The 23,266-nt window shown below is 59.5% G+C and carries 23 protein-coding genes; 13 read left to right on the forward strand and 10 right to left on the reverse strand.

Annotated features, from left to right (window positions below):
- Window positions 1–126 precede the first annotated feature (126 nt).
- From ACO07J_RS04445 to ACO07J_RS04485, 9 genes are all read left to right on the forward strand, one after another.
- Window positions 127–2,109, forward strand: coding sequence for an AMP-binding protein (locus tag ACO07J_RS04445; protein ID WP_420423130.1), 1,983 nt, complete (start codon window positions 127–129; stop codon window positions 2,107–2,109).
- A 177-nt stretch (window positions 2,110–2,286) separates the two neighbouring features.
- Window positions 2,287–3,105: an ABC transporter ATP-binding protein gene (locus tag ACO07J_RS04450; protein WP_420423131.1), complete on the forward strand. Its 819-nt coding sequence runs from the start codon at window positions 2,287–2,289 to the stop codon at window positions 3,103–3,105.
- A gap of 80 nt (window positions 3,106–3,185) precedes the next feature.
- Window positions 3,186–4,175, forward strand: coding sequence for a branched-chain amino acid ABC transporter permease (locus ACO07J_RS04455; protein WP_350127928.1), 990 nt, complete (start codon window positions 3,186–3,188; stop codon window positions 4,173–4,175).
- A 6-nt stretch (window positions 4,176–4,181) separates the two neighbouring features.
- On the forward strand, window positions 4,182–4,568 hold the full coding sequence (locus tag ACO07J_RS04460; protein ID WP_350127925.1) for a VOC family protein: 387 nt from the start codon (window positions 4,182–4,184) through the stop codon (window positions 4,566–4,568).
- Window positions 4,565–4,807: a hypothetical protein gene (locus ACO07J_RS04465; RefSeq protein ID WP_350127922.1), complete on the forward strand. Its 243-nt coding sequence runs from the start codon at window positions 4,565–4,567 to the stop codon at window positions 4,805–4,807. Before ACO07J_RS04460 ends, ACO07J_RS04465 begins: the two co-directional genes overlap by 4 nt.
- Before the next feature lies 1 nt (window position 4,808).
- A complete protein-coding gene (locus tag ACO07J_RS04470; RefSeq protein WP_350484722.1) occupies window positions 4,809–5,885 on the forward strand; it encodes a branched-chain amino acid ABC transporter permease in 1,077 nt (358 codons plus the stop codon).
- 76 nt (window positions 5,886–5,961) lie between these two features.
- A complete protein-coding gene (locus tag ACO07J_RS04475; protein ID WP_350484721.1) occupies window positions 5,962–7,242 on the forward strand; it encodes an ABC transporter substrate-binding protein in 1,281 nt (426 codons plus the stop codon).
- Window positions 7,243–7,342: 100 nt separating this feature from the next.
- On the forward strand, window positions 7,343–8,167 hold the full coding sequence (locus ACO07J_RS04480) for an ABC transporter ATP-binding protein (RefSeq protein ID WP_350484720.1): 825 nt from the start codon (window positions 7,343–7,345) through the stop codon (window positions 8,165–8,167).
- Window positions 8,168–8,275: 108 nt separating this feature from the next.
- On the forward strand, window positions 8,276–9,514 hold the full coding sequence (locus ACO07J_RS04485) for a phenylacetate--CoA ligase family protein (RefSeq protein WP_370276445.1): 1,239 nt from the start codon (window positions 8,276–8,278) through the stop codon (window positions 9,512–9,514).
- A gap of 392 nt (window positions 9,515–9,906) precedes the next feature.
- Here ACO07J_RS04485 and ACO07J_RS04490 read toward each other — a convergent pair whose 3' ends face one another.
- A complete protein-coding gene (locus ACO07J_RS04490) occupies window positions 9,907–10,341 on the reverse strand; it encodes a DUF6880 family protein (RefSeq protein WP_366914644.1) in 435 nt (144 codons plus the stop codon).
- A gap of 1 nt (window position 10,342) precedes the next feature.
- On the reverse strand, window positions 10,343–10,576 hold the full coding sequence (locus ACO07J_RS04495) for a hypothetical protein (RefSeq protein ID WP_300893809.1): 234 nt from the start codon (window positions 10,574–10,576) through the stop codon (window positions 10,343–10,345).
- Between the two features lie 324 nt (window positions 10,577–10,900).
- On the opposite strand from ACO07J_RS04495, the gene ACO07J_RS04500 reads away from it, so the two are divergent.
- Window positions 10,901–11,251: a DUF3489 domain-containing protein gene (locus ACO07J_RS04500; RefSeq protein ID WP_422026703.1), complete on the forward strand. Its 351-nt coding sequence runs from the start codon at window positions 10,901–10,903 to the stop codon at window positions 11,249–11,251.
- Here ACO07J_RS04500 and ACO07J_RS04505 read toward each other — a convergent pair.
- The 3 genes from ACO07J_RS04505 to ACO07J_RS04515 all read right to left on the reverse strand — a co-directional run bounded on the left by ACO07J_RS04505 (window position 11,233) and on the right by ACO07J_RS04515 (window position 12,941).
- The gene (locus tag ACO07J_RS04505; protein WP_422026705.1) at window positions 11,233–11,940 is read right to left on the reverse strand and encodes an IS6 family transposase; all 708 of its coding nucleotides are present in this window, start codon (window positions 11,938–11,940) and stop codon (window positions 11,233–11,235) included. The genes ACO07J_RS04500 and ACO07J_RS04505 overlap by 19 nt on opposite strands.
- A gap of 87 nt (window positions 11,941–12,027) precedes the next feature.
- Window positions 12,028–12,720 carry an IS6 family transposase gene (locus ACO07J_RS04510; RefSeq protein ID WP_350484032.1) on the reverse strand — a complete coding sequence of 231 codons (693 nt, stop codon included), beginning with the start codon at window positions 12,718–12,720 and terminating at the stop codon, window positions 12,028–12,030.
- Window positions 12,717–12,941 carry a hypothetical protein gene (locus tag ACO07J_RS04515; protein ID WP_422026707.1) on the reverse strand — a complete coding sequence of 75 codons (225 nt, stop codon included), beginning with the start codon at window positions 12,939–12,941 and terminating at the stop codon, window positions 12,717–12,719. Before ACO07J_RS04515 ends, ACO07J_RS04510 begins: the two co-directional genes overlap by 4 nt.
- Before the next feature lie 622 nt (window positions 12,942–13,563).
- Between ACO07J_RS04515 and dcm the strand changes: the two genes are divergently transcribed.
- Genes dcm through ACO07J_RS04530 form a run of 3 tightly spaced genes read left to right on the forward strand, consistent with a single transcriptional unit; the run spans window position 13,564 to window position 16,633 of the window.
- The gene (gene dcm / locus ACO07J_RS04520) at window positions 13,564–14,832 is read left to right on the forward strand and encodes a DNA (cytosine-5-)-methyltransferase (protein ID WP_422026709.1); all 1,269 of its coding nucleotides are present in this window, start codon (window positions 13,564–13,566) and stop codon (window positions 14,830–14,832) included.
- Window positions 14,825–15,280, forward strand: a complete 456-nt coding sequence (locus tag ACO07J_RS04525; RefSeq protein ID WP_350484546.1) for a very short patch repair endonuclease — start codon at window positions 14,825–14,827, stop codon at window positions 15,278–15,280. The genes dcm and ACO07J_RS04525 overlap by 8 nt, the downstream gene beginning before the upstream one ends.
- Window positions 15,281–15,283: 3 nt before the next feature.
- Window positions 15,284–16,633, forward strand: coding sequence for an MvaI/BcnI family restriction endonuclease (locus tag ACO07J_RS04530; RefSeq protein ID WP_350484545.1), 1,350 nt, complete (start codon window positions 15,284–15,286; stop codon window positions 16,631–16,633).
- Between the two features lie 123 nt (window positions 16,634–16,756).
- On the opposite strand, the gene terL is transcribed toward ACO07J_RS04530, so the two are convergent.
- From terL to ACO07J_RS04555, 5 genes are all read right to left on the reverse strand, one after another.
- A complete protein-coding gene (gene terL / locus ACO07J_RS04535; RefSeq protein WP_350484544.1) occupies window positions 16,757–18,199 on the reverse strand; it encodes a phage terminase large subunit in 1,443 nt (480 codons plus the stop codon).
- Window positions 18,189–18,716 (reverse strand): DUF5681 domain-containing protein, encoded by a 528-nt coding sequence (locus ACO07J_RS04540; protein WP_422026712.1) that lies wholly within the window; start codon window positions 18,714–18,716, stop codon window positions 18,189–18,191. The genes terL and ACO07J_RS04540 overlap by 11 nt, the downstream gene beginning before the upstream one ends.
- A complete protein-coding gene (locus ACO07J_RS04545) occupies window positions 18,713–20,140 on the reverse strand; it encodes a DNA methyltransferase (RefSeq protein WP_350485215.1) in 1,428 nt (475 codons plus the stop codon). Before ACO07J_RS04545 ends, ACO07J_RS04540 begins: the two co-directional genes overlap by 4 nt.
- Before the next feature lie 52 nt (window positions 20,141–20,192).
- The gene (locus tag ACO07J_RS04550) at window positions 20,193–21,047 is read right to left on the reverse strand and encodes a hypothetical protein (RefSeq protein WP_350485216.1); all 855 of its coding nucleotides are present in this window, start codon (window positions 21,045–21,047) and stop codon (window positions 20,193–20,195) included.
- Between the two features lie 169 nt (window positions 21,048–21,216).
- On the reverse strand, window positions 21,217–23,265 hold the full coding sequence (locus tag ACO07J_RS04555) for a UPF0149 family protein (protein ID WP_350485217.1): 2,049 nt from the start codon (window positions 23,263–23,265) through the stop codon (window positions 21,217–21,219).
- Window position 23,266 lies beyond the last annotated feature (1 nt).

A 23,266-nucleotide genomic window follows, 5' to 3' on the forward strand; every position in this document is an offset into this window, starting at 1 on the left:
GGAGACCGGTTGGTGCTTTTTTGAAGAAATTGGTCAGACACTACGTGGTACTGCAAAGCGCGGTCCTTGTGGCGGTGGGGACAGCCCAATTCTGGTCAATGGCCGAAAACGGGCGCGCACAAGGAAATGAATTTGGCAACATCGCTTAAGGAAACCGGAGAGCTCAACTCTCTTTCGGCGCTACTGCATCGCAATGCGCGTCTTTTTGGTAACAAAGTAGCCTATCGGGAAAAGGAATTCGGGATCTGGCAAAGCTGGACCTGGGCTGAAACCGAGAAGGAAGTCGAAGCACTGGCGCTTGGGCTTCTGAATCTCGGCGTGAACGAGGGTGACTTTATCGCCATTGTCGGACGTAACCGGCCATATTTTTATTGGGCGGTAGTTGCCGTTCAGTCTGTAGGTGCTGTGCCAGTACCACTCTATCAGGACGCCGCGGCCGACGAGTTGGCCTATGCTCTTGAACATTGCGGCGCGCGGTTTGCCATCGTCGAGGACCAGGAGCAGGTCGACAAGATCATCGACATCCAGGACAAGCTCCACCAGTTCGAGCACATGATCTATGTCGATCCGCGAGGCCTGCGGAAATACGATCACAGCAAGCTGCACCAGTATGCCCGCGTGCAGGAGCAGGGCCGGGCGGCGCGCGAGGACCATATCGAGACGCTGAAGGCGCGGCGCGAGAAGCTGGATTATGCCAGCACCTGCGTGATGCTTTATACCTCCGGCACCACGGGCAAGCCCAAGGGCGTGGTGCTGTCGAACCGCAATATCATCGAGGCGTCGAAATCCTCGGCCGAGTTCGACCATTTGCGCAAGGAGGACGAGGTTCTGGCCTACCTGCCGATGGCATGGGTGGGCGATTACATCTTCTCGATCGGGCAGGCCTATTGGTGCGCGTTCTGCGTGAACTGCCCGGAAAGCGCCGATACGATGCAGACCGACCTGCGCGAGATCGGGCCGACCTATTACTTCGCCCCGCCGCGGGTGTTCGAGACGCAGCTCACCAACGTGATGATCCGGATGGAGGATGCCAGCCGGCTCAAGCAGCGGATGTTCCGCTACTTCATGGAGCATGCCCGGAGGGTGGGCCCGGCGATCCTTGACGGCAAGAAGGTCAGCGGCTGGGACCGGTTCAAGTACTGGCTGGGCGACCTGTGCGTCTATGGCCCGCTGAAGGACACAATGGGGTTCGGCCGGGTGCGCGTGGGCTATACCGCGGGCGAGGCGATCGGGCCGGAGATCTTCGATTTCTACCGCTCGCTGGGGATCAACCTGAAGCAGCTTTACGGGCAGACCGAGGCCTCGGTCTTCATCACCGTTCAGCCCGATGGCGAGGTGCGGTCGGACACGGTGGGCGTGCCCGCGCCGGGGGTGGAGATCCGGATCGCCGAGAATGGCGAGGTGTTCTATCGCAGCCCGGGCGTGTTCGAGGAATATTACAAGAACCCCAACAGCACCGCCTCGACCAAGGATGCCGAGGGCTGGGTCGCGACGGGCGATGCCGGGTTCTTCGAGGAAGGCACCGGGCATCTGCGGATCATCGACCGCGCCAAGGACGTGGGCAAGATGGCCGACGGCAAGATGTTCGCGCCCAAGTACGTGGAAAACAAGCTTAAATTCTTCCCCAACATCCTCGAGGCCGTGGTCTTTGGCAATGAACGGTCGGAATGCACCGCCTTCATCAACATCGACCTGACGGCGGTGGGCAACTGGGCCGAGCGGAACAATATCGGCTATGGCTCCTACCAGGAGCTGGCCGGGCATCCGCGGGTGCTGGAGACGATCCGCGAGCACGTGGAGGAGGTCAACCGGAGCCTGTCGGAAGACCCGATGCTGGCGCATTGCCAGGTGCATCGGTTCCTGGTGCTGCACAAGGAGCTGGACGCCGACGATGGCGAGATGACCCGGACGCGCAAGGTGCGGCGGGGCGTGATCGGCGAGAAGTTCGAGGACCTTCTGGGCGCGCTCTATGACGGATCGGACGAGATCAGCACGCGGACGGAAGTGACCTACGAGGATGGCCGCAAGGGCTATATCAGCGCCACGCTGAAGATCATCGACGCCAAGGTCGTGCCGGTCGACACGGCCGAGAAGGTGGCGGCGGAATGAGGTTAACAAAAGGTTACGACCGGTGCGTTTCCTGTGCCTTTGCCCTGCCGGGTGAAGACACCGCTGCGGAGACGGCGCGGGACCAGATTGGGCGCAAAACCACTAACCGCCGATGCATCGACCGTGCGCAGCCCGCGCGGCGCGCCATCCCGGCAGGGTTTATCGAGGGATATCAACATGCTTGACGCGACCGAGGGATTTGTCACCGAGGACGGCCGCAAGATCGGCGGGGTGGTGATGGAGATGAAGAACATCACGCTGCGCTTTGGCGGCGTGGTGGCGATCAAGGATATCAGCTTCGACATCCGCGAAGGGGAGATACGGGCGATCATCGGGCCGAATGGCGCGGGCAAGTCGAGCATGCTGAACGTGATCAGCGGCTTCTACAACCCGCAGGAGGGCGAGGTGTTCTACAAGGGCGAGAAGCGCCCGCAGATGAAGCCCTACCAGGTGGCGCAGCAGGGTATCGCGCGGACTTTCCAGAACATTGCCCTGTTCGAGGGGATGACCGTGCTCGACAACGTCATGACGGGCCGCATCCGGCAGATGAAATCGGGCCTGCTGGCGCAGGCGATCTGGAAGGGCAAGGCCGAGCGGGAAGAGGTCGAGAACCGGGAGGTCGTGGAGAAGATCATCGACTTCCTTGAAATCCAGTCGATCCGCAAGACGCCGGTGGGCCGCCTGCCCTATGGCCTGAAGAAACGGGTGGAGCTGGCCCGCGCCCTGGCGGCCGAGCCGTCGATCCTTTTGCTGGACGAGCCGATGGCCGGCATGAACGTCGAGGAGAAAGAGGACATGAGCCGCTTTGTCCTTGATGTGAATGACGAATTCGGAACGACCATCGTGCTGATCGAGCATGACATGGGCGTCGTCATGGACCTGTCGGACAGGGTCGTGGTGATGGATTACGGCAAGAAGATCGGCGACGGCACGCCCGACGAGGTGCGCAACAACCAGGCCGTGATCGACGCCTACCTGGGGGTGGCTCATGACTGATTTCGCAACGTCGGTATTACGTCGGTATTTTGTCGGTATTGCGTCGGTGCAAGCCGGCGGCATGAAGGGGGAGAGCACCAATGCCTGATCAGCTGGTATGGGGAATGGAGGTCTTCCTGAACGGCCTGATGGCCGGGGTGCTGTATGCGCTGGTGGCGCTTGGCTTTGTCCTGATCTTCAAGGCGAGCGGCATCTTCAACTATGCGCAGGGCGTGCTGGCCCTCTTCGCGGCGCTGACGCTGGTGGGGATCATGGAGGGACAGGTGCCCTTCGCCCACCTGATCAACGCCATCTTCGGGACGGAGGTGCATCACTTCGGCTGGCACGTGCCGGCACTGGCGGCGATATTGCTGACAATGCTGGTGATGATCGCGCTGGCCTGGGCGGTGAACAAGCTGATCTTCAACCACCTCGTGAACCAGGAGCCGATTATCCTGTTCATGGCGACGATTGGCCTTGCCTATTTCCTCGAAGGGTTCGGCGACATCATGTGGGGCGCCGATATCAAGACGCTCGACGTGGGCCTGCCGCAGGGGATCAACGGCGTGATCGACGAGGTGACCTATCAGATCTTCGGCTACGGCTTCTTCATCGACAATCTGGACCTCGTGGCGACGGGCGTGGCCGCGCTTCTGGTGATCGCGCTGGTGATCTTCGCGCAGTACACCAAGCAGGGCCGCGCCATGCGGGCCGTGGCCGATGACCACCAGGCGGCGCTGTCGGTGGGCATCAGCCTCAATTTCATCTGGGTGATGGTCTGGTCGCTGGCGGGCTTCGTGGCACTGGTCGCGGGGATCATGTGGGGCACCAAGTCGGGCGTGCAGTTCTCGCTGTCGCTGATTGCGCTGAAGGCGCTGCCGGTGCTGATGCTGGGCGGGTTCACCTCGATCCCCGGCGCCATCGTCGGCGGGCTGGTGATCGGCGTGGGCGAGAAGCTGTTCGAGTTCGCCATCGGCGCGCCCTACCTGGGCGGGGCGACGGAAATCTGGTTCGCCTACGTACTGGCGCTTCTGTTCCTCGTGTTCCGGCCGCAGGGCCTGTTCGGGGAGAAGATCATTGAACGGGTGTAACGGATCATGACCCACAAATCGCGCATCAGCGTTGTCTGCATCGACTGCAAGACCGACGACCTTTCGGAGGCCACGGCCTTCTGGTCGGCGATGCTGGGCAAGGAGGGCCGGATCGACGAGCGGGGCAAGTACACCCAGTTCGACGGGCATACCGGCCACCCCAAGGTGCTGCTTCAGGCCGTGGATCACGAGCCGCGCGTGCATCTCGACATCGAGACCGACGACAAGGAGGCCGAGTGCGAGCGGCTGAAGGGGCTGGGCGCGAAGGAGATCGCCCGGCTGAAGACCTGGATCGTCATGGAGGCGCCCACCGGGCACCGGTTCTGCCTTGTCGGGCCGCAGGGCGAGGACTGGCCCGGCGACGCGGCCGAGTTCGAGGGGGGCACGGCATGAAACAACTGATCGCCATTGCCAATGTCGTGGCGTGGTCGGGGTTCTGGGCCTTCGGCTACCTGGCGCTGACGGCGGAGGCCGCGAGCCAGATGGTCATCGCCGCGCTGCTGGCCGCGGCCGGCGGCGGGGCGGGCATGCTGGCCTACCTGTGGCTGGTGCGCCATTCGGAAGAAACGGGCTATGCCAAGGCCCCAAACCGCGCGGTCAAGCGCGACGAAATTCTCGGGGAGAGTGTCTGACATGTTCTATCGCGAAGCGGGTGACTTCAAGACGTCCTACCAGGACGACGCGCAGACCTTCCCGATCAAGTTCGACCGGTACCGGTATTACGTGGTGCTGCTTGTGGCCTTTGCCGTGGTGCCGTTCCTGATCAATGATTACTGGCTCAATGCAGTGTTCCTTCCCTTCCTGATCTATTCGATCGCGGCAATCGGGCTGAATATTCTAACCGGCTACTGTGGCCAGGTTAGCCTTGGGACTGGCGGGTTTATGGCTGTGGGCGCTTATGCATGCTACAAACTGATGACAGTTTTTCCGGACACTAGCATCATACTACATATCATCTTGGCAGGTGGCATTGCCGCAGGTGTAGGTATGTTGTTCGGCCTGCCGTCATTGCGCATCAAGGGGTTCTACCTTGCTGTAGCGACGCTGGCGGCGCAGTTCTTTCTTGTCTGGCTTTTCAACAGGGTGCCTTGGTTCTACAACTACTCGGCCTCGGGGCAGATAAATGCTCCTGAGCGTACGGTGTTTGGGGTGCCGGTCACAGCGGCAGAAACCCAGCCTTGGGCCGCCTACCTGATTTGCCTTGTCTTCGTGTTCGTTTCCGCGCTGATCGCACGCAATCTAACGCGTGGCACGGCCGGGCGGAAATGGATGGCGATCCGCGACATGGATATCGCGGCCGAGATTATCGGGGTTAACCCTTTGCGCGCTAAGCTCAGTGCCTTCGCGGTCAGCTCTTTTTTTGTGGGCATCGCCGGTGCGCTTTTCTTCGCAGTTTATCTCGGTGCGGTCGACGCGGGTGAATCATACGGCATCGATAAGTCTTTCCTTGTCCTGTTCATGGTTATCATCGGCGGGCTTGGGTCGATCTTCGGCTCGTTTGCCGGCGCCGCGTTCCTCGTGCTGCTTCCGGTGTTGCTTAAGAACGTCGTTGTGGGGGTGCTGGGCTGGCCCACCGATCTGGCCGCACATTTCGAGTACATGATCGTGGGTGCATTGATCGTTATCTTTTTGATCGCGGAGCCGCACGGGCTAGCGCAACTTTGGCGCGTAGCGAAAGAGAAGCTGAGGCTTTGGCCGTTCCCGCACTAGGGAAGGCTAAAGTGGTGAGGTGGTTTGCCACTCACCCTGAAAGACCATCGGAGAAACCAAGGGAGGATACGAACCGATGAAAACCAAATTGGTAACTGCAATCGTGGCTGCGGCGATTGCCGCCGGACCGGCGCTGGCGGATCTGAAGATCCCGTTGATCAGCTTTCGCACAGGACCTTATGCAGCGAACGGCATACCTAACGCAGACGGCTACACGGATTATTTCACGTTGATCAACGAACGTGACGGTGGCATCGGCGGAATAAAAATCAACATGCCGGAATGTGAAACCGGATACAATACGGAGAAAGGTGTTGAGTGCTACGAAGCAACAAAGGAAGATGCGATTTTGTATCAACCCGTCTCAACTGGGTTGAATTATCAGCTAATTCCAAAAGCCAGCGTAGACCAGATCCCGATTCACTCGATAGGACATGGTCGGACTTCAGCGGCTAATGGAGCGGTCTTTGAGTGGATTTTCAACTACCCGACCAATTACTGGGCTGGTGCCAGTGTTGCTGTCAAATACCTTCTTGAAGAGAATGGTGGCGACCTAAAAGGTAAGAAGATCACGCTGGTCCACCACAACTCAGCATTCGGCAAAGAACCGATTCCGACCTTGGAGATTCTCTCCGAAAAGCACGGTTTCTCGTTCAATTCCCTCGCCGTCGATCACCCGGGGCAGGAACAGAAATCTCAGTGGCTGCAGATCCGGCGAGAAAAGCCGGACTACGTGCTGTTGTGGGGATGGGGCGTTATGAACCCTGTTGCCATCAACGAAGCAGCTAACGTGCGCTTTCCATTGGAAAACATGATTGGTGTCTGGTGGTCTGGGTCTGAGTCCGACGTTTTGCCGGGAGGCGAAAGTTCTGACGGCTATAAGGCGCTGGCGATGCATGCCCCGGGGTCGGACTTTGGTGTGTATGATGACCTGAAAAAATATGTATATGATACGGGTCTTGCTGCCGGAAACGGTGACCAAATGGGAACTGTCCTTTACAATCGTGGCCTTTATTCTGCAATGCTTGCAGTGGAAGCCGTGAAGAAAGCGCAGGAAATACATGGGGTTGCGCAAGTCACGGGGGCGATGGTTCGTGACGGCATGGAAGCGCTAGTTGTGACCGAGGAAAAAATGGCAAGTTTGGGCTTCGCCAATTTCGCCCCGGAAATCGAAATCACATGTTCCAATCACGGCGGCCAAGGCTTGGCGGCCGTCCGCCAGTGGAATGCGCAAACGAAAAGCTGGACCATGCTAACCGACTTCATCGCGCCGGACGCGGAGGTCGTCGACCCTCTGATAACCGCAGATTCTGAGGCTTACGCGGCGGAGGCAGGCTTAGAACTTCGCTGCAACTGATCGCAATTCGAGAAGACAATGGGAAGTGGCGGCGTGGCTGCCACTTCCATCCCCAAGATACAGGGTTCGCAGAGTTCATGAAAATGGTACGGAGAAATACATGCTCGACACGGGACGAACCGAAGAGACCCTTCTCGAGGTCAACAACATCGAGGTGATCTACAACCACGTGATCCTCGTGCTGAAGGGGGTCAGCCTGTCGGTGCCCAAGGGCGGGATCACCGCCCTGCTGGGCGGCAACGGCGCGGGCAAGACCACCACGCTGAAGGCCATCTCGAACCTGCTCAAGTCCGAGCGGGGCGAGGTGACCAAGGGCAGCATCCGCTATCGCGGCGAGCGGGTGCAGGACCTTGTGCCGTCGGACCTGGTGAAGAAGGGCGTCATCCAGGTGATGGAGGGGCGGCATTGCTTCGAGCACCTGACGGTCGAGGAGAACCTGCTGACGGGCGCCTATACGCGCGGCTCGTCGCGGGGCGAGATCGAGAAGGATCTGGAGCTGGTCTATACCTATTTCCCGCGCCTGAAGGAGCGCCGCCGCAGCCAGGCGGGCTATACCTCGGGCGGGGAGCAGCAGATGGTGGCGATCGGCCGCGCGCTGATGAGCCGGCCCGAGACGATCCTGCTGGACGAGCCCAGCATGGGGCTTGCGCCGCAGCTGGTGGAGCAGATCTTCGGCATCGTCAAATCGCTCAACGAGGATCAGGGCTATACCTTCCTGCTGGCCGAGCAGAACACCAACGTCGCGCTGCGCTTCGCGCATTACGGATATATCCTCGAGAATGGCCGCGTGGTGATGGACGGGCCGGCCAAGAACCTGCGCGAGAACCCGGATGTCAAGGAGTTCTATCTCGGCATGTCCGAGGAGGGCCGCAAGAGTTTCCGCGACGTGCGCAGCTATCGCCGCCGCAAGCGTTGGCTGAGCTGAAGGTTTACCAGTTCCGCAGGGATGGCGCCCGGATGTTGCCGATCGTCGCCCTGCCCTGTTCCCCCGTCACGCTGTCGCGCCCCCGGGCGCAACCCAGAGGATGCCGTCATGACCCGCTATTTCGATGATCTCGAAACCCGCCCGGCCGAGGATCGCGCCGCGGATATCGCCCGCGCCCTGCCCGAGCAGATCGCCCGCGCGCAGGCCCTGCCCGGCTATGGCGACGCGCTGGCGCCGGTGGATGCGCGCAGCATCACCAGTGTCGAGGCGCTGTCGGTCCTGCCGGTGCTGCGCAAGAGCGACCTTGGCAAGGCGCAGGGCGGGCAGCCGCCCTTTGGCGGGCTGACGACGCTGGCGCCGGAGGGGTTCGCGCATATTTTCCAGTCGCCAGGCCCGATCTACGAGCCGGGTGGCATAAGCCATGACTGGTGGCGCGTGGGCCGTTTCCTGCATGCCTGCGGCGTGGGCAAGGGCGATATCGTGCAGAACTGTTTCGGCTATCACCTGACCCCGGCGGGGATGATTTTCGAGAGCGGGGCAAGGGCCGTGGGCGCCGCCGTGCTGCCCGCGGGCACCGGCCAGACCGAGCTTCAGGCGCGGGCGGCGCATGATATCGGCGTCACCGCCTATGCCGGGACGCCCGATTACCTGAAGGTGATTCTGGACAAGGCCGACGAGATGGGGCTGAGCCTGGGGATCACGAAAGCGGCGGTCGGGGGTGGGGCGCTGTTCCCGTCACTCCGGCAGGAATATGCCGAACGGGGGATCACCTGTCTGCAATGTTATGCCACCGCCGACCTGGGCAATATCGCCTATGAAAGCGAGGCGGCCGACGGGATGATCGTCGACGAGGGTGTGATCGTGGAGATCGTGAGGCCGGGCACCGGCACGCCCGTCGCCCCCGGCGAGGTGGGCGAGGTGGTGGTGACCACGCTGAACCCGGACTATCCGCTGATCCGGTTTGCCACCGGTGACCTGTCGGCGGTGATGGAGGGCGCAAGCCCCTGTGGCCGCACGAATATTCGCATCAAGGGCTGGATGGGCCGGGCCGACCAGACGACCAAGATCAAGGGCATGTTCGTGCGCCCCGAGCAGGTGGCGGCGCTGGTGTCGCGCCATGACGAGATTTCCCGCGCCCGGGTGATCGCCAGCCGCGAGGGCGAGATGGACGTGATGACCGTGCAGATCGAGGCCGATGGCGGAGAGCCCGAATCCTATGCCAACGCGCTGGCCGATACGCTCAAGCTGAAGGGCCGGATCGAGATCGTCGCCAAGGGCAGCCTTCCAAACGACGGCAAAGTCATAGAGGATCAGCGCACCGGATATCGAAGCCTTGTCAGCCACTGACATACGATGCCCGATCGTTTCAGGTAAGCACTGTGGAGTTTTGCTTCGCGTCGCGTCGAGGCCTTGGCGTTCACCATGTGCTGCGGCATACTCGGGCTATCATTGTGTCGTGACCCGAGGCTCTTAATCGGTTCTACAGGTTCAGTATAGGGGTGCGCATGTCACATGCGTGTTTTCCGTGGGACCACTTGTTCTTGCCTTCGAAATGGTGATCTCGAACTTTCGTTACGGTGGGGAGCAGTATCGAACCGTCGGTCCGGATGTCAGATCGGCACACAAATCGCAAACGACGGTAAACAAGGCTCGATTATCCGCTCTATGGTCCAATGGTTTACACTGAATGACCATCCTTTGTTCAAGTGAGCAAGACGGGTGCCACTCTTTGACCGCCGCTACTGGTTAGTCAGGCGCCAGAACCCATGTTTGCGCGGGTGTTTCTCTTTGAGTGCCGTGACGAATTCCGCGTGGGTTGGGGCGTCTCCATGGTCTTCAATGGCGGCATCGCATGACTGGCATTCTTCAAGATGCCGCGCCGCGTGACGATAGCGTTTGGATTTCGCGCCATCGAGGCTGTCTTCAATCATTGCGCGCCGCATCAACGTTGCCGAGAGCGGGTGCTCCGCCTCAATCGCATCGGCGGTAGTCGAGAGAGTGTGATAGGAATTACCGTCCAATTCGTCGGCCCGAGCCATCACAACGCGAGCCGCGCGTGCGTGGGCTGACCAGTCAACGAGGAAACCAACGGCGGCCTCCACGCGGGGATATGTTTCCGCGAAGTCCAGGGCTGGAGGAAGCCGGTATCGAACGCTCGGTCCTGTATCCTGCAGATCACCCGTTTCGTGTGCCGTCGTGGTGTCTCAGTGCCGTGGCGACCAGTTCTGCCAGCCGACGTGCCTCGCCTTCACTCTGGGCGGCCGCTTGGTCAAAACCACGAGCCAGGTCTTCGCGTGCATTCGGGCCGTTTGTGACGGCCTCTGCCATTCCCATGACCATTGCCACTGCCGCGTGTTGCACCTCGATCACTTGATCCTCAAGTGCTTTGATTTTTTCTTCCGGCGTCATGGTGCCCTTTCGATATGCATCCGAGTTTATTGACAGTGGCAGCCTGTAAAGGCTCGCGACCTATGCGTAGTCCAATCGCTGAGTAGTGGTAAAGAACCCATCTGATTTTGAGCTGGGTAGAATTCTGGTTATATCTCGTCTTTGTCATCTGACGCCATCACGAGGGATGTTTTGCTCAACTTGCAAAACATTGACGCGTTTTCTCCGAAACGTACTGGACTGTCGCGCCGTTTCGAGCGTTGCTGTCCATGCGCCCGACAGAGTTTCGGGCTGCTCTCGGTGACAGGGCCGGCATTCGGCTGGCCCGCAACACGGGAGACCAACATGACGAAGACGAAGGCAAAGCTGGCAGGCAATAAGACCAGGAGCGCGGCACACAAACGGCAAGCCTCCAAACCGAAGACGCCGAGGAAGACCAAGGCCACGCTCATGCGCGAGATGCTGGAAGTCGAGGGCGGCGCCAGCCTTGACGATCTCTGCAATGCGACGGGCTGGCAGCCGCACACCGTGCGGGCGGCGCTCAGCGGCCTGCGCAAGGCGGGACACGTTATCGACCGCACCAGGGACGACGCAGGCAAGTCGATCTATCGGGTCACGGCCACAGGTGCTGTCAGACGGATTCGAACTCGTCTCGCCTTGGACAGAAACGCTGCCCTTTATGCGACGCAGAGTTGACGCCACTCGGCGAGAGCGACGGCTCGGTTCCGTTTGAAATTCTGTCTGCTGTAGAGGCTTCGCTCCGAATTGAACAAGTTGTGGATTGAAGAGTGAACGGCGGCAAATTTCTGTAGATTTCGCATGCGCCGGAAGCGGGACATGGCACGCTCTCTTCGTCGGAAGGGTAGGTGTGAGTTCTCGATCCTATTGTTCAGCCAGCGCCCTGTAAGCTGCCGATCGGCGTTCCCGATTTCTTTCATCGCCGCCCCATAAGAGCGCAACTTATCGGTGACGATGCGGTCTGGCTTGCCGTAGCGTTTCATCAATTTCTTAAGGAATTTCAATGCGGCCTTGCGATCGCGACGCTTGGTGACAAAGGCATCAAGAACCTCGCCTTCGTGGTCGACGGCCCGCCACATGTAATGGGTTTCGCCGTTGATCTTCACGAAAACTTCGTCCAGATGCCATTGCCAGTTCGAATAAGATCTCATCCTCTGGATCCTGGCTTTGCGGATTTCAGAAGCGAAAAGCGGGCCAAACCGCATCCACCAAAATCGGACGGACTCATGGCTGATATCGATGCCGCGCTCGTGCAGGAGGTCTTCGACATTGCGTAACGAGAGCGGAAATCTGACGTACATCATTACCGCCAGCCGGATGATTTCACGGCTTGTTCGAAAGTAGCGAAACGGATTGGGCTTACTCATTCAGGAAGGGTAGGGGCCAGCGAGGTCACTCGCAAGGGCGTTGTCACGGTAACTTCGGGTTGCCCGAGAAGTTGCTTCAGTCCGCATTCATGCGGCAACGATTTGATGCCAGGCGGCCATCGCATTGGCGCGTGTCTGACGGAGGGTCCGGCGGGAGATCAGGTGGCGTTGCAAATTGAAATGGTTGTAGATGGCATCGTGGACGGACAGAAATCGCTGCATCGAGTTGGGCGATTTGAATCGACCCATTCGCCGTTCTCGTCGGCGTGTTGGTTGATGTGAGACTTCAGCCCGATTGTTCGATCGAGCTCCTGTGACATGAAGGTGGGTCAGGCCGAGTTCTCGAAGCGCCGCGGAATAAGAACCCAGTTTATCGGTGACGATCCTGTCCGGAACGTAGCCCTGCTTTTTCAGGAGTTTACGCATGAGGTTCAGGGCAGCCTGCTTGTTTCGGCGTGATTGGGCGAGGACTTCAAGAACCTCGCCTTCGTCGTCAACGGCGCGCCACAGGTAAACCCGCTTGCCACGTATACGGACAAAAACCTCGTCAAGATGCCAGGTTCCCGAAGGCTGAACTCTGCGAGACCTGACCTTTGCCGCGATCGTCGGCCCGAACTTCAGTATCCAGCGGCGGATGGTTTCATAGCTGACATCGATCCCGCGCTCTGCCAGCATTTCCTCAACATCCCGAAAGCTCAGCGGAAAGCGAAAATAGAGCCAGACCGCCCGTTGGATTATTGACGATGGAAATCGGTGGCGGGCGTAGGAAATCTTGCTCATTCAAGGACCAATACCGGCCAGCGCGCCAACGGTCGAGTTAATGTGTCAACGCCCTCCCCGCCCACCGCGCTGGCGTGTTCCGTCATCAGGCGCGCCATCAGCCGTGTCAGCGCTTGCCGCGTGTCGGCGGGCAGGCTCTGCCAAGGCGGGATTGGTGTCGCAGCTGTGGATCGGGTCTCCGGGAACAGCTCGAGTTGCGTCTTTATCGTTTTGCGCGGCATTGGCCGACCTCCGAATCGTGGGTTCAGAGTCCAATGCTGCGCCAGCGCGCGATGAGGAGTCGGATTTATCAAGCGAGGTAAAGCCAGCATCGCGGACCAACTCCGCAAGGCTCGTCAGGGTGTCCAGGCCCACATGCGCCACATCGACCCGACGGCAGGCCACACATGCGGCCCGGTCAAACATCCATGCCGGGACTTCCAGAAGCCGGTCCGACCGGCGGCCGGTAAGATTGCACCGAAACACCGCATCGCCGGGCTTGTCGATCGCCTGATGGACATGAACAAATCGACCAAACCAGGGATGCCATCGATAAAGAACCTCGCGGCACTCAGTAACGTGGGTGTTCTGACGTTTAGTTGTACAACACCGAACGCCCTCATTCTTCCCTTGTGCGCAGAACGCCGAAGGAGGCATATTGGCGCGGTCGAAACGAGAAATTGGCGGCATGAAACCCAAACCGGATACACCTTAGATCAGCCGCTGAGCTGTCCGGAAAACCGGGACCACTTCAGGACACAGCATCATCGGGGGGCGCATGGGTTAACCCCTGGATGTCGTATGAGTTCTATTGATGTTCTTTTGACAGCATGTCAGAATAATTCCCAGAGAAACGAGGGCAGCATGAACGAATTTTCCAGACTGAGGCAGGAAGCGGGTTACTCCATCGCGCAGGCGGTCGAGAAGCTGGGCTACTGCGAGCGCACGATCTACAGATGGGAGACCGGCGAGAGCGCGCCGCGCAAGGCCGCACTGGAGACGCTACGCGCCATCGCGAAGAGCAAGCCGCCCGCAGAGGGCGACTTCCGCTTTATCGATCTGTTCGCGGGCATTGGCGGGATGCGCAAGGGCTTCGAGTCCATCGGTGGCAAGTGCGTATTCACGTCTGAACGCGACCGCTTCTGCGTCGAGACATACCTCGCGAACCACGAGTGCGACCATGACGTCGCCGGAGACATCACCACTGTTCCGGTTGGCGACATTCCCGAACATGACGTGCTGCTTGCGGGCTTCCCCTGTCAGCCCTTCTCGATTGCGGGCGTGTCGAAGAAGAACTCGCTCGGTCGGCTCCACGGCTTCCGGTGCGATGCGCAAGGCACGCTGTTCTTCGATGTTGCCCGCATCATCGAGTATCACCGCCCGAAGGCGTTTCTGCTCGAAAACGTGAAAAATTTAGTCAGCCACGACAAGGGCCGCACCTTCGAGGTGATCCGCCGCGCCTTGTCGAAAGAGTTGGGCTACCACATCCAGACGCGCATCATCGATGCGAAGTCGTTCGTACCGCAACACCGCGAACGGATATTCATTGTCGGGTTCCAAGAGAACAACGGCTTTTCGATGGATGATCTTGTCCTGCCGGATACGGCACAAGGCCCGAAGATGAGCACGATCCTGCATCCGGAGGATGGCAGCGAGGAGGCCGAGCTTCGCTACACAGCAGGACCGAAGGCGAAGGTGTTGGATAAATACACCCTCTCGGATCATTTGTGGGGGTATTTGCAGGGCTATGCCGAGAAGCACCGCGCCGCCGGTAACGGGTTCGGCTTCGGCCTCGTCGGGCCGGACGATACCGCACGGACGCTCTCGGCGCGCTACTACAAGGACGGCTCGGAAATTCTGGTCAGTCAGGGGGCGCGCAAGAACCCACGCCGCCTGACACCCCGCGAATGCGCGCGCCTGATGGGCTTCGATGGCCGCGACGGAAAACTGGTGAAGATCCCGGTGTCGGATACGCAGGCCTACAAGCAGTTCGGCAATGCTGTCGTCGTGCCGGTTGTCGAGGCCGTCGCCCGCCACATGCAGCCCTTCATCGCCGGATCAGCTGAAGCGGACACGATGGCAGAGCCGTCAAAAGCAAAAACTGCGGAGGAGGAAGAGAAGGTCGTTGCCTGATATCGTAGACAGGGATACGCGCAGCCGGATGATGTCCGGTATCAGGGGCAAGGACACAAAACCGGAACTGATGATCCGTAAGGCGCTACACGCGCGCGGCTATCGGTACCGGCTTCATTCCCCTGCCATTCCCGGCAAGCCTGATCTGTTTCTGCGTCGCTACCGCGCGGCGATCTTCGTGCATGGCTGTTTCTGGCACGGACATGACTGCCATCTGTTCAGGATGCCCTCAACCCGCACCGAATTCTGGCAGCAAAAGATCGACCGCAACCGCGCACGCGACGCGGAAGTCGAAACCGCCCTGCGCGATCAGGGTTGGCGATGGCTCGTGATCTGGGAGTGCGCGCTCAAGGGCAAATTCCGTAAATCCCTCGATGGCGTGCTGGATGAGGTCGTGACGTGGCTTGGGGGTAATAACCAGAACCTGGAAATCAGGGGGTCAGGCTAACATATGGCGGCACGACAGGAACTACTGCCCGATCTGACGATAGAACAGTTGCGCGGAATGATGTCCGAGCTCCGGGTCAATCGCCTTCTGGTCAAGGAGCTGGCCCCGAACGACAACTCCAAGAACCAGCCCTATCTCTCGGGCAGCATGGAAGTCACCAATATCTTGCCATCCGGCGAACCCTATGTGGACGAGACCAAGGACGGAAATCGGATCATGAAGGCGGCGCTGCCGCTTGAATGGCTACAACCGGACGGCAGTAGCGTGCCAGCGCCGCACGCAAAGCTGATCCTGTACCCTCAATATCCGGAAGTACGGTTCTCCGGTTTTCTGAAAGGCGCACGTAACGCGCCTTCAGACCTGCTGACAACCCGTCAACCCGGACGGCTACTGTTCTTCGGGATCACTTTTGACCGCCGGATTATCGGCTGGTGCGCAGGGCATGACAGCAGCCTCGCGCGCGCCTTGCCCGCCCTCGGAGATCTGGAAGCGGTGGGTGTGTTCCGCCGCATTCCGTTAGCGGTCAGGGCAAAAAGCACGCGCGACATTCTGCTCGAACAGCTTCTACGGATTCACCGTGAGGACTGGATTGTGTCCAAAGCCTTACGGGCCGATGGCAGCCTGGTGCCGTGTAGAGCTTCGAACTGCATCGGCTACACGCTCGAAGCCGAGCTTGGCGTTGCCCGTAACGGGCGCGCGGAGCCCGACTTCGAGGGCTGGGAGGTCAAGGCGAACCAAGTCGGAAACTTTGTTCGCGTGCCGCCGTCCAAAGTCATCACGCTGATGACGCCGGAGCCAACCGGGGGCGTTTACAGAGATGAAGGCGTCGAAGCATTCATCCGGCGCTTCGGTTATCCGGACAAGCGCGGACGCGCTGACCGACTGAACTTTGGTGGCGTTCACCGCGTCAATGAACGTCACAAGGGTACGGGCATGACGCTCGTGCTCGACGGTTATGATCACGACACCGGAAATGTCACCAATGCTGACGGCGCGCTCCTGCTGATGGATGACGCTGCCACTGTTGCCGCATCATGGAGTTTTTCCGCTCTGCTGGGCATCTGGAGCAAGAAGCACGCGCAGGCCGTCTATGTACCAGGCGAGGTAAAAAAGGTCCCGCAGCGTGAATACCGGTACGGTTCTGTAGTTCGGCTGGGCGAAGGCACGAGCTTCAATCACCTCGTCGGGGCGCTCGCGAAAGGCGATGTCTATTACGATCCTGGCATCAAGCTGGAGGATGAAGCGAGCGACAACCCCACGACGAAAAGGCGTAGCCAGTTCCGGATCAAGTCCGGCAACATGGTCGACCTTTATGATCGTATGGAAGAACACGATTTGGCGGGGACGAAGTAATGGCGCGGATCAAGAACCCCGTCGGTGCGCTTCTCACCGAGATGCGTCTCCCTCTCGGGTCCGTGCGCCTTCTGCCAGCATCGAACGGCTTTCCAGCCATGAAGTTGCGCCACCCATTTTAAATCAAATCCACACCACACTTGGCCCCTCGAGGTACTTGTACCCGAGCGCCTGGATGATGGAGTCGACCTGATCGTCATGACGGCCGGCCGGGAAGGCCAGGAGTTCGGCTTCGAGATCTGATAACCAGGGGGCCGCGGTCGGGAAGAGAACACGGCGCGCCTGGAACTTGGGCGTTTGGAAGTAAGCTCTTGTCTCCTTTGACTGCGTCGGATTGACCTCAACTGCGTCGAGGCCTTCATTCCTCAGCTCTTCCAGTAGACCTGTGCCAACGCCGGTGTCCTCGACGAGTATGACCCAAGGGTCGTACCGACCTGCCATTTGGATCATCCTGGACTTGAGATCCGGGTAATTTAGTTTTTCACGGCAGACATCCAGAAGGTAATAGTAGCCCTCCATGTAGAGCCACGTGGTGCACACGGACCAGTCGTTTTCCAGGCCGGTTTTCGATGCGGTGTCCCAGCTCTGGAATACCGTGGCGTCGTCAGACACCTCGGGCACACGATCGTAGTAGGAAAGCCACTCCCGCTTGATCATGTTGCCGCCTGGCGGCACCGGTTGTTGTTGATACTGGGCTTCGAAGGCCTCGCCACCGATATTGGCTCGCAGCTCATCGAGGACCGCTTGATCTTCCCGCTCGGCATGGAGAAGGTCGCCTTTCTGGCGAACGTGATAGCGGTCATTCCCGATTTGGATGGTCTGCTTCTCGGTTGCAATGGCAGGCAGGTTTAGCACGGTCCAGGTTTCGTCAAACTCGGTGACATGGCCGACAAGGTCATCGACATGAAGCCGCTGCGTGACGATTACGATGGCTCCATCTTTCTTCTGATTGAGCCTGGAGAGTAATGTGCCGCCGTACCAGTTATTCACCGCGGTTCTGCGCGCTTCCGACATGGCCTCATCGGGTTTCAGAGGGTCATCGATGATGATGATATCTCCCCCTCTCCCGGTTATCACGCCGCCCACTGACGTCGAGAAGCGATTACCACGCCGTGTCAGGCAGACTTCCTGTTCGTTGTCTTTGCGGGGCTCTATGCGCGTGCCAGGGAATAGGTTTCGGTACCTCGTGGACGAAACAATGTAACGGTATGCGTTGTGGTGATTTGAGGCGAGGTTCTGGGCGTAGGAGACGGTGATGATCTGTTTTGTCGGATCATGGCCGTGCACAAAGGCGGGAAAGGCCACCGAGGCCGATATTGATTTGGCCGACCTTGGTGGCATGGTGATGATCAAGCGCTTGATTTTTCCGAGGCGGACCTGTTCGAGGTGCCAGGCGATCGCTTCAATGTGCCAGTTCGGAAGATACGCCGTGCCAGGATTCAGATCCCGGAAGCACCTTTCGATGAACTTGGAAAATTTGGTCCTCAGGAGTTCATCTAAAACCAGCTTTGGGTGATCGGTTGCCCATTGAAGCATCGCCTCATCGAATTTCACGTTAGTCTTCATCGGACCTCTCCTCGTCTTCCGGCGCGTGCGGTAAAGGCCGGCTTTCTTCTTTTTCCTCCCGAGGTGGGATCTCGGCACTGTGTGGATCGATGCCACTATCCGATTCTGAAGGCTGGGTGTCCTCCGATCCCATGAGCTCCCGCAACACCTTGTCGAACATGGCCTGATCGTCGGGCGACAAGCTGCCTTGATCGATAGTGTCTGTATCAGCATGCTCGGGTGAGCAGACGAGGTTGAAGACGAAGGCCGCGGCCTTCAAATCGCCCTTGGCAGCCTTGTTGGCGAGACTGATCAGGATGATCTGCTGGCGTGGTAACTTCTTTGTTTTTCCGCCTTCAGTGATGGGTATCTTCTGTGCCAGCACGTCTTTGATCTGCTCGCGGACGGATTTAGGCTTGCGCTTTCGCCCCGTGGGATTTGGGCTCTGGCCCTTCTTGAACTGTTTGTCCTTGGGGGGGCGGCAATACCCAACCTCGTAGTCCGGCTTCGGGGTTTCGTCATCGTCGCGATGCGTCATTTCTCCGCCTCCTCTTTCGAACAGGCGCTGGCGCGCAACTCATCGAAGCTGGAGCCTATGCACGCGTCTATCTCGCCTGCCCCGCCGAGGCGGTGCGCCAGCACGGCGTCCTTGCCTGTCATCTCTTGCCAGCGCCGGATGGCGACATCGACATACCGGGGCTCATACTCAACGCCATAGCACTGCCGTCCGACCTTCTCGGCGGCCAGAAGCGTGGTCCCTGAGCCAAGGAAAGGGTCGAACACGGACTCGCTGCGCCTGGAGGCATCCTTGATCGCCTCTGCGATCATCGCCACGGGCTTCACTGTCGGGTGAAGCGCCAGATCGCCCCCTTTGCCGGCCTGGAATGAATTCACGCCTGGGTAGGACCAGACATTTGTTCGGTTTCGCCCGTACCGGCCAAGCTGCACGTTGTTTGTGGTCGGCTGCCCGGGTTTGGCAAAAACCGCCACGAGCTCATGCGCCGAGCGATAGAAGGATCCCTGCCCCGGCGTGGTCTTACTCCAGACGCAGATATTCTTGAGAGAAAGGCCAAGCTCGCGTCCGACGGAAAGCAACAGCTCGATGTGACGCCAGTCCATAAAGAGGTACAGCAACGCACCATCTTTCGAATGGTCTGCCATCACGCTGATGCTGTCGTGCAGAAACTTCCGAAACTCGTCTTCGGACATTTCACCCGAGGCGAAGGCAAACTCGGAATGCTTGGTCTTGCCACGGCCGCCGACATGCCCTTGGACTCTCACGTTGAATGGCGGATCAGTGATGACCAGGTCAGCACGTTCTCCTGCGCAAAGTACCGCGACCCCCTCGGGGTATCGGACATCGTCGCACAGCACCCTGTGAGGACCCATTTGCCAAATGTCCCCGTGGCGCGAGACGGCTGTTTCCGAGGGGGTCGGAACATCGTCTTCTTTGTCAGGCGAAGACTCCAGATCGTCGAAATCCGTCAAGATGATGTCGACCTCGCCTGGGTCAAAACCGGTGATTTCGAGATCTAGATCGATGTCGGGCAAAAGCACAGCCAGGTCGCCAAGCTCTGCCGCCAGCAATTCGCCATCCCACCCCGCATGGAGCGCGATCTTGTTGTCGGCCAGCACATAGGCGCGTTTTTCCGCCTCGCTCAGATGACTGAGCCGCACGACAGGCACCTCAGTGATCCCAAGCTCTTGCGCGGCCAGCAGTCGACCATGGCCGGCGATCACCTCATACGCATCATCGACCAGAACCGGGTTGTTGAACCCGAACTGCCGCACGCTTTCAGCGATTTGACGGATCTGCTTTCTTGAATGGGTGCGAGCATTGCGCGCATTGGGCGTGAGCTTTTCCGTGGCAACGTATTCCAGGTGCCTGTGCACCGAGGTATCGTTCCGGGGCCCGTCGGTAGCGCCATCAGATTTATGGCTTCGGGATTTCTTAGACGTCATTTTCAAAGTCCTGGTTCTTGGAGGAAACCAAGAGCTATGAAATTCTGAGCCTCTAGATCAGTATCCCGAAATAGCGAATTCGTTCACATTTCTCAGATTCTCGGCAGCCATTGCACCGACCACATGAATAATCTTCGTCGCTTTCTTCGATATGATGGCGAATTGTGCGTTTGAAATTGGAATTCATGTCAACGCCGACAAAACCACTGTCCCAACACGCCACCACAAATTTCGCGAAATTTGTTTCCGGACCCTTTGAGATCGGTTTGCCCGTCAAATCGTTCCAAAGATTGGCCATCTCTGCCGCGAACACGATCTTCTGATAGTCTGTCGGACGTCCTTTGCTTCGGAGCCGGCTGTCGGCAAGATCTTCATCAATCCATTTTTTAAGTTGTGCCAGATCGGTCTGCTCACATGGAACGGAATAACCAATATTGCTGATGGTCTGGATACGGGTCCGCCTTCTGTCTTTCAAAATCCCTTTCGAAAACAACAGAGCCGTTTTCTGTACAAAGTGGAGTGGTACCGGCCGGCCGGGATCTTTCTCCTGTCGCTCGACCCAAGTTTTCAGTTTCCGCAACTCGCCTTTATGCCCGGATCGTTGGCCTCCTCGAAGGCGCCCTGCCATTGCAAAGGCCCATTCAATTCGCGCGTATACGTAGGTCGTGGTGCTTTCGGTCCAAATTTCGTCGTTCAAAGGTTTCGGCTCGAATATAACTCTTGGAGCATTCTTCCTCTTGCTCATCTCTTCCAGAAAATTATCGACCGGCAGTGGATTGTTCGGCGCAACGCTCGGATCCTGTAATCGTTTTATTTCTTTGGCAAGAGCCATCAGTTTTCTCTGAACTTGCTCAGCCGCGATCAAGCAAGCTTCCCCTTTGTCAGTTTCCTGGCGTGATTTGCCCATTTGATCCGGTCCGATACCTGGAACTCTAAAACGATGTCGCGGGTATAAGAATTGGTGCTTGTTCCCCGCAAACGCTAAAATTCCCCGCTATGTTGAGAGTGGCAAATATCCACCGGATGGTTTCGTCGCAGACATCGATTCCGCGTTTGATGCCGCCTCTCCCAAATCTTTATTGCCGCAAGGCGTGGCGCCTGGCCACCCAAGAGGGTAGTACCCGGCGCAGCGTTTCGCCGCCGGCGCCCTGGGCGGCGTTATCAATGTCATTCAGAACGCGCTTGTCCTCGGCGCTGAGATGCTTTGACGGCCAGCAGCGTCGCGTCGCCGTTACGAAGTCGTTGAATCCCGTCGCCCAGTTCGTCACATCGTCTGCGTTCAGCGCGTCAAACGTGGCGGCTACCGTCTTCGGGTCACCGGCGTCGTCATTAAACTGGTTGGCGTGTATCATCACCAAGCCCATCAGGTGGTTGATCGCGCCCTCGTCGGAGACTTCGATCCCGCCGAGCAGCGATCCCAGCCAGTCCTGTGGCGACGGCTCAAGTGGTGCAATTGCCAGCGCCGTGAGGTAGCCCTGCAGATAGGCCTCGGTTATCCCGGCCTGTGCGGCCAGAGAACCGACCTCGCCCGGAGCACTGGTTTGAGAGACCGGCGCGATATCCCCGTCGCGTGCGTCGGCGGCGTCCAGGGTCATGTCCACGATCTCGGTCATGATCGGGATCCGTTTCAGAGACCGGCCGTCGAGAAGGGCCTGCGCCACCGCGGCAAAGGATAGCCAGAGCGTCGGGTCGACCTCCGTTGCGGATTTCAGCGTTGCCGCAGAGACCGCGAACTGCCGCGCCCACCAGTCCCGGCGCGCCACGAGATGCTTCCAGACAGCGGTTTCACGCCCCTTCTCCGTTCCGGCGCGGGCAATGGCTGCGCGCAACGCGCCGGTGTCCTCGAACCAACTGTCAGCCTGGTCGAAGCGTTGGGTCCAGTCGGCGCTGGCCTTGACAAGCGCGGTGCGGCGAGCGGCCGGAAGATCGGCGAGGGCCTCCGCTGCGCCGATGGCCTCGAGAATGGCCTCGCCGCTTGATGCAACGGGACTCAACGTATCGGGGCCCAGGATTTCGGCAAGATCTACTTTGCCCGGGGCAGGCAAGAGCCCCAATTCCTGTCCTTCGCCTAGACCGTGCGCCAGCGCCTCGGCAAGCCTGTCTTGGGAGATATCGAAGGTTTCGACCTCGTCCAGGATGCGGGCGAGCATGTGCTTCTGTTCCGTCGCGCTTGAACAGTGGATGACGAAGGCGTCCTTCACGCCGTGGCCCTGCTTCAACATGGCCATGGCAATTCCGCGACGGCTGCCGATCTGGAAGACGGCGAGCAGGCTCTGGGCGCCGACCCCGTCCGGCAGGCTGGCAGCGGCTCGGTGGATGTTGGCAATGGGCGGCGCCGTCCGGGATATGCCGCTTCGCATTTGTCGCCGTATCACCCCGTCGAGGGCGGCGCGCGCGTCGTCCTCCGGCAACCACTTGCGCAGGGTGGGCAGCAACGCTCCGAGGTCGGCAGCTTGCGTGCCCGTCTCGGCGCGGGACAATAGCGCCGATGCTGCGGAAAGGCGAAGGATGGGCTGCGGGTCGAGCAGCCAGTAAAGGCCGAGCCGTGCTTCCACTGCGCCTGAGCGCGCGATTGTCATGGTGACCAGCATAGCAGCCAGGTCCGGCGGCAATCCCGCCAAGAGTTCGGTCAGCGCGGCATGCGCCTCCTGTGGGGCATCGCCGGCCTTCTCCAGGACCGGGTCGAGCCACGCGTCGAGGCCGGGCACCTCTGCGGGCCCGGAATCGGTATTTGCCATGACATCAGCGGTCAGCATGGCGAAGGGCGGCGGCGGGAGGCCCGCACGGGAATAGATCTGGGCGAGGCGCAGGCGGAGCGTCGGCGAAAGCGCATGAGCGGCGTCCTGCGCCGACAGGGCCTCTTCGAGGGTATCGATCAACGCAGAGCCCTCGGGCGCACCATTCTCCGAGGCCATCCGTGCTTCGTCGAGCGCTCTGGACAAAAGCAAAGCGGCCGCCTGCATCGCGTCATCGTCCGCTGTGGTTACCGCAATGGCAGCGACATCTGATATGGCAGAGGGGTCGATCAGCAGTTCCCGGGCCCCATCGTGTAACAGGCGGGCCAGTGCAGTGTCATCTGGTGCGGCGACGATAGCATCGATCAAGGAATTGGGCGCGCGGATCATG

Origin of the sequence: Roseovarius sp., assembly GCF_965228755.1 — a bacterium.
Classification (GTDB): domain Bacteria; phylum Pseudomonadota; class Alphaproteobacteria; order Rhodobacterales; family Rhodobacteraceae; genus Roseovarius.